Source organism: Dactylosporangium sp. NPDC005555 (assembly GCF_040605635.1).
GTDB lineage: Bacteria > Actinomycetota > Actinomycetes > Mycobacteriales > Micromonosporaceae > Dactylosporangium.
Map to the genome: position 1 here is coordinate 1 of NZ_JBEXDG010000130.1, position 6,622 is coordinate 6,622.

The window sequence follows — 6,622 nt, forward strand, 5'->3', positions numbered from 1 at the left end:
GTCGACAGCATGTGTAACGGGAGCTTCGTTGCTGCGCAAGCCGCCACGCGGCATCGACAACCCTCGACGCAAATCCTTAACTCACCGGCATTGAGCCAGGGGTGCACAAACTCTTCCGGATCATCAAGAACCCCCACCGAGGCCAGGCAGACGACACAACCGGCCGGTCGGCGGCCGGCTGCGGCTCCGGGGTGCCGGCTCAGCGCCTGACGACCTCGTGGGCCAGGCGGAGCAGGTCGGGCACCGCGGGATGGGTGAACGGCTCGCGCCAGGCGAGGATCACGTCGACCGGCGGGGCGTCGGTGAGCGGGACGTAGCGCACCGCCGGGTTCGGGTGCATGGCCGCGGTCCCCGCCGGGGTCACCCCGACCGCGTCGCCGGCGATGATGACCGACAGCCAGTCGTCGGTGTTCTTCACGGGGACGAGCTGCGTCGGCGCGGCGTCCGCCGGCCACAGCGCGAGGGTCGTGCTGCCGGTGACGGTGTTCAGGGCCAGGGGCTCCGCGGCGAGGTCGGCGAGGGTCAGCGACGCCCGGCCCGCGAGCGGACTGTCGTCGGCGACCGCGGCGAGGCGCGGCTCGCGCATGAGGTGGGCGGTGTGCGCGCCGGGCACGTGGGGCGGGCCGCGCAGGACGGCGACGTCGACCGCGCCGGACGCGAGGCCCGCGCTGCGCTCGTCGAGGCGGAGGAGTTCGAGCACCGTCTCCGGATGCGTGCGCTTCCACTTCCGCTGCAAGGTGGTGGTGTACGCGCCGAGCGCCGACCACGCGTGCCCCAGCCGGACCGGCTGCCCGCGGTGCCGTCCGGGGTCGAGCGCGTGCTCCACCGCCGCCACGGCCGCGGCGGCGTTGCGGCGGAACTCGTGACCCGCCGGGGTCAGCGCCAGATGGTGGGTGGACCGGTCGACGAGCCGGACCCCGAGGTGCGACTCCAGCTGCTGCAGGGTGCGGGTCAGCGCCGGCTGCGTCAGGTGCAGCCGGGCCGCCGCGCGGGTGAGGTTGCCCTCTTCCGCGATGGCGAGAAAGCCTCTGAGGTGCCGCAGCTCGATGGTCATGCGCGTCAAGCATAACCAGCCGTGAAACGGCATTTCCCATGATCCGCTCCGCTGCCTAGCGTTGCCCGTGTGACCGACGTCCTCGCCGCGCCCGCCCCTGTCGCCGCCCAGCCTGTCAGGCGCCCCGGTGGGGTGTGGCGGGTCCTCGCGTCGCAGACGTCGGTCCACAGTGGAGCCGCCGTCGCCACCACGCTGTTCCCCCTCGCCGGCGCGGCCGGGGTCGTGTCGATGCGGCTCGTCATCGGTGCCGCCCTGCTCGTCGCCGTCGGCAGGCCGAGACTCAAGGGGTACACCCGCCGCCAATGGATGCTCGTCGGCGTCTTCGGTGCGGTGCTCGCCGGCATGAACCTCGCCTTCTACGCGGCCATCGCGCGCATGCCGATCGGGCCCGTCGTCACCCTGGAGGTGCTCGGGCCGCTGACGCTGTCGGTGGTCACCGCCCGGCGGCGGGTCGCGTGGCTGTGGGCGCTGCTCGCGCTCGCCGGGGTCGGGCTGCTCGGCGGTGGTGGGTTCGACCAGCTGGACCCGGTCGGGGTCGGGTTCGCGTTCCTCGCCGGCGGCGCGTGGGCCGGATACATCATGCTGTCGTCGCGGGCCGGCGCGAGCTTCCCGAAACGGGACGGTCTGACCCTCGCGATGCTCGTCGCCGCGGTCCTCGCGCTGCCCGCCGGGATCGTCACCGCGGGCGGGGCGCTGCTCGAGCCGCGTGTCCTGGCGCTGGGCGCCGCGGTGGCGGTGCTGTCGTCGGTGCTGCCGTACACGTTCGAGCTGACCGCGCTGCGGCGCCTGCCGACGTCGACGTTCGCGGTGCTGATGAGCCTCGGCCCGGCGATCGCGGCCCTGGCGGGATTCGTGATCCTCGGTCAGGACCTGCACCCGGCGCAGATCGCCGCGATCGGCCTGGTCGTGGCCGCCAGCGCCGGTGTCGTCCTGTGGAAGGACCGCCCCGCGGCGTGACCGCCCGGCGCCTGGCAGACCGTCGTTTCTTATTGAACGCTTAGCGGGGCCGGTCATCATGGGACCATGCCGCGAATCCTGGTCGTCGACGACGACGCCGCCGTGCGGGACTCCCTGGCCAGGACGCTGCGGTTCGAGGGGTACCGGGTCGACACCGCCCGCGACGGGCAGGAGGCCGTGGACGCCGCGCACGCCGACGAGCCCGACGCGATGATCCTCGACGTGAGCATGCCGAGGATGGACGGGCTGCAGGCGTGCCGGCGCCTGCGCGGCGACGGCCTGCTGGTGCCCGTGCTGATGCTCACCGCCCGGGACAGCGTCGGCGACCGGGTCGCGGGCCTCGACGCGGGCGCCGACGACTACCTCGTGAAACCGTTCGCGTTGCAGGAGCTCCTCGCCCGGATCCGGGCGCTGCTGCGCCGGTCGCTGCTCACCGCGCCGTCCCGGCCGGCCGCGGACACGCTCGCGTTCGCCGATCTGCGCCTCGACCCGGCGACCCGGGAGGTGTGGCGGGGCGAGCACCCGCTGCGGCTGACCCGCACCGAGTTCACCATCCTGGAGGTGTTCCTGCGCCACCCGCGGCAGGTCCTGACCCGTGGCGTGCTGTTCGAGCACGTGTGGGGCTACGACTTCGGCGAGACGTCCAACAGCATCCACGTGTACCTCGGCTACCTGCGCCGCAAACTGGAGGCCGACGGCCGCCCCCGCCTGCTGCACACCGTCCGCGGCGTCGGCTTCGTCCTGCGCGAGGAACCCCTGTGAACACCGCGCGGGAACCCGACCCGGACACCGCGCGGGAACCCGGCTGGGACGCCGCGCGGGAACCCGACCCGGACACCGCGCGGGAACCCGACCCGGACACCGCGCGGGAACCCGGCTGGGACGCCCCGCGGGAACCCGGGCCGGACACCGCGCGGGGACCCGGGCCGGACACCGCGCGGGGACCCGGGCCGGGCGTCGCGCGGGGACCCGGCGGAAGCGCCGCGCGGGGGTCAGGCCGCGGTGCCGGGCGTCGGGTCCGCGGGAGTGCCGCACGGGGAGGCGCGGTGCGGGGCGTGTTCGCCAGGTGGTGGCGGCGGCGGACGTTGCACGACCGGCTGTCGCTGCTGGTCACCGCGGCTGTCGCGGCCGCCGTGCTGACCGTGGCCGGGATCGCGTTCGCGGCCGTGTTCCAGATCCAGCGCCAGCAGCTGCGGTCCCAGCTGGACGCCGACGCGCGGTCGATCGCCGCGCAGCCCGACCAGTGGCGCGACGGGCCGCCGCCGGCCGGACCCGGCGGCAGGAGGGACCTGCGGTTCCGCCGTGACATCGGCCCCCGCTGGCAGGTCCTCGGCCGTGACGCCGCCGTCAGCTCCCGCTCCACGAACGGGCTGCCGGTGACCGAGGGTGCCCGGCGGGTCGCGGCCGGGCAGCAGGCGCAGCACCAGGAGGAGGTCGAGCTCGACGGGCGCAGCTACCTGATGCTGACCGTGCCTGCGGGCCGCGGCGGCGGGGCGGTGCAGGTGGCCGTCGACCAGGGCCCGGCCAACCGCACGCTGACGGTCTTCGGCCTGCTCATGGCCGCGGGCTGCGTCGTCGGTACCGGCGGCGCGGCGGCCCTCGGCCGGACCGTCGCCCGGGCGGGTCTGGTGCCGGTGCAGCAGCTGACGAAGGCCGTCGAGGACGTCGCGGTCACGATGGACCTCAACCGGCCCGTCCCGATCCACGGCGTCGACGAGATCGCCCGCCTCGGCCAGTCGGTGAACACGATGCTCGCCGCGATCGACGCCGCCCGCCGGTCGCAGCGGGCCCTGGTCGAGGACGCGGGGCACGAGCTGCGGACGCCGCTGACCAGCATCCGGACCAACATCGAGCTGCTCCTTGCGGTGGAGCGGCAGCCGGACCTCGCGCACCGGCTGCCGCCGGAGGAGCGGGCGAAGCTGCTGCGGGACCTGGAGGCGCAGGTCGGCGAGCTGGCGGCGCTCACCACGGAGCTCGTCGAGCTGGCCCGGGAGGAGACGGCCCGGGAGCCGGCCGAGGACGTCGAGCTGACCGATGTCGTCGGCGCCGCCGTCGACCGGGTCCGCATCCGGGTGCCGTCGGTCACGTTCGGCACCGACCTGCGGCCGGTGATCGTCCACGGGCGGCCGAACGAGCTGGAACGCATGCTCGTCAACGTCCTCGACAACGCCGCGAAGTGGAGCCCGCCGGGCGGCGTCGTACACACGCTGCTGACGACGGACGAGGACTGGTGCGTGCTGCGGATCACCGACGAGGGGCCCGGCATCGACGCGGACGACCTGCCGCACGTCTTCGACCGCTTCTACCGGGCGCCCGCCGCGCGTGGCATGCCCGGGTCCGGTCTCGGCCTGGCGATCGTCGCGCAGACCGCCGCCCAGCACGGCGGCACCGTCACCGCCGGCCCGAACACCCCGCATGGCACTGTCGTCACCATCCGCCTGCCGGCCACCTGACCGCCTGCCGGCCACCTGACCGTCAGGCGGTCGCTCGCCGCGCGGCCGTGTACGACAGCATCATGCACGCTGGCTACCTGCTCGCTGACCACCCGTCGGCGAGCCCGGGTGACCGGCGACCGGTCAGGCGACCGCAACTCCCTGCGGCGCCGCTGTGGCGCTGTGCCGGGCGTATCGGCAGGGCCCGGCGGCTGCGCGGCGCGGCCGGCCGTCGTGCGGGGGCCGGAGACCGCGACAGGGTCAGGCGGTGGTGGCTTCCTCGACCGTCGCGTAGCGGGGGAGGATGCGGTCGAGGTTGGTGATGTGCAGCACGTTGTCGACCAGCGGGCGGGTGCCGGTGAGGCGGAGCCAGCCGCCCGTCGCGGTGAGCTCCGACCGGGTCCTGACGAACAGGTTGAGCCCACTGGAGTCGCACATCGGCACGCCCGACAGGTCGAGCACGACGCCGAGGGCGGGGCGGCCGGTCAGGGCGGCCAGGGCGTCGGCCAGCGGGGCGAGGGTGTCGTAGAGGACCTTGCCACGCACCGTGACGACGGCGGCACCGTCGCGTTCGGCGACGTCGGCGGTGACCCGCTCGTCCGACGGCTTCGACCCGTCACGGTCCAGGGAGAACTCCACGACCCGAGCCTAGCGGCTCCCGCCGGGCCGTCCCAGGGTCCGTTTCCGGCGCGGCGCGGATGGGAATCCGTTACATCGGTCGCGGCGATGACACGCACGCGACCGGAGTGACGGGAGGGTCGCGAACGCGACCGTGTTTGGTTTGCCGAGGGGTGAGCGAGGCATGGCGGCGACGGTGGAAGCGCGCTGGCTCGAAGCGTTCAGCACGATTCTGGACGGATCGCATCTCTTCCAGCCCGACGGGCTGGCGACGGCCGTGGGCGAGGCGCTGGAGCCACTGGGGATCGAGGCCACGATCTACCTGGTCGACGAGGAGCAGCGGACGCTGCGGCCGGTGCCGCGGCCCCGGTACCCGCTGCCGGACCCGAAACCGGTGGCGACGACCGTCGCGGGGCAGGCGTTCGCGATGGTCAGGTCGACGCCGACGGGCGACGACGGATGGTGCGTGCCGATGGTCAACGGCACCGACCGGCTCGGCGTGGTCGAGTTCACGCTCGCCGCGGACGAGTCGCAGCTGCGCGACGGGACGATGCGGGCGCGCTGCGAGACCCTCGCCGGGCTCATCGGTCACCTGGTGACCGTCACCTCCCACAAGGGTGACTTCCTCGCCCAGGTGCGCCGCACCCGGCCGATGACCCCGGCGGCGGAGATGCTGCGGCAGCTGCTGCCGCCGCTGACCTCGGCGTGCGAGCGGATGGTGATCAGCGCGATCCTGGAGCCGTGCTACGACGTCGGCGGCGACGGGTTCGACTACGCGATCGACGGCGCGCGGGCCAGGATCGTCGTCCTCGACGCCGTCGGGCACGGCCTCGCCGCGAGCCTCGCGTGCGGGGTGGCGATGTCCGCGATGCGGGCGGTCCGCCGCGCGGGCGGTGACCTGCGGGCCCAGGCCCGGGCCGCGGACACGGCACTGACCGAGCAGTTCCCCGAAAGCCGGTTCGTGACCGCCGTCCTCGCGGAGCTCGACCTGGAGGCGGGGCGGCTGCGGTACATCAACGCCGGCCACCCCAGGCCGCTGCTGCTGCGCACCGGGCGGGTCGTGCGGGACCTCGGCGAAGGGCGCCGCATGCCCCTCGGCGTCCACGACGACGTCGAGGTGGCCGAAGAGGACCTGGAGGGCGGCGACCGGCTGCTGCTCTACACCGACGGCGTGACGGAGGCCCGCGACGCGGCCGGTGAGGAGTTCGGCGTCGACCGGCTCATCGACCTCACCGAGCGGCACGCCACCGCCGGGCTGCCCGCGCCGGAGACCCTGCGCCGCCTGGCGCACGCCGTCGCCGAGCACCAGGGCGGCGCGCCGGCGGACGACGCCACCCTGGTCCTCGCGGAATGGTCCCCGGTCGCGGCCCGGCGCAGCGCCCCCTACAACCTCACCCGCTGACACCCGGAGCGGTGCCGGCGGGCCGGGCGGGGTTCTGGATGATCCGGAAGAGTTTGTGCCGCTATGGAGGGTGGCGCGTAATTCGGAATTCTGGCTTGTCAAGCTTCTACCGGCGCGTGTTCTAGGCCGCGAAGCGGACCTTTCGGGCAGTCGTCGCAG

6 protein-coding genes are annotated in these 6,622 nt (G+C 74.3%); 4 read left to right on the forward strand and 2 right to left on the reverse strand.

Annotated elements, in window-relative coordinates:
• Window positions 1-199 precede the first annotated feature (199 nt).
• The gene (locus ABZS58_RS50710; RefSeq protein ID WP_354791988.1) at window positions 200-1,054 is read right to left on the reverse strand and encodes a LysR substrate-binding domain-containing protein; all 855 of its coding nucleotides are present in this window, start codon (window positions 1,052-1,054) and stop codon (window positions 200-202) included.
• Window positions 1,055-1,123: 69 nt separating this feature from the next.
• On the opposite strand from ABZS58_RS50710, the gene ABZS58_RS50715 reads away from it, so the two are divergent.
• The 3 genes from ABZS58_RS50715 to ABZS58_RS50725 all read left to right on the forward strand — a co-directional run bounded on the left by ABZS58_RS50715 (window position 1,124) and on the right by ABZS58_RS50725 (window position 4,464).
• Window positions 1,124-2,011 carry an EamA family transporter gene (locus ABZS58_RS50715; protein WP_354791989.1) on the forward strand — a complete coding sequence of 296 codons (888 nt, stop codon included), beginning with the start codon at window positions 1,124-1,126 and terminating at the stop codon, window positions 2,009-2,011.
• A 66-nt stretch (window positions 2,012-2,077) separates the two neighbouring features.
• Window positions 2,078-2,773, forward strand: a complete 696-nt coding sequence (locus tag ABZS58_RS50720) for a response regulator transcription factor (RefSeq protein WP_354791991.1) — start codon at window positions 2,078-2,080, stop codon at window positions 2,771-2,773.
• Between the two features lie 284 nt (window positions 2,774-3,057).
• Window positions 3,058-4,464, forward strand: a complete 1,407-nt coding sequence (locus ABZS58_RS50725; protein WP_354791993.1) for a HAMP domain-containing sensor histidine kinase — start codon at window positions 3,058-3,060, stop codon at window positions 4,462-4,464.
• Window positions 4,465-4,704: 240 nt separating this feature from the next.
• Here the strand turns inward: ABZS58_RS50725 and ABZS58_RS50730 are convergent, their stop codons facing one another.
• On the reverse strand, window positions 4,705-5,082 hold the full coding sequence (locus ABZS58_RS50730; RefSeq protein WP_354791995.1) for an STAS domain-containing protein: 378 nt from the start codon (window positions 5,080-5,082) through the stop codon (window positions 4,705-4,707).
• Between the two features lie 163 nt (window positions 5,083-5,245).
• On the opposite strand from ABZS58_RS50730, the gene ABZS58_RS50735 reads away from it, so the two are divergent.
• Window positions 5,246-6,463, forward strand: a complete 1,218-nt coding sequence (locus ABZS58_RS50735; RefSeq protein WP_354791996.1) for a PP2C family protein-serine/threonine phosphatase — start codon at window positions 5,246-5,248, stop codon at window positions 6,461-6,463.
• Window positions 6,464-6,622: the final 159 nt, after the last annotated feature.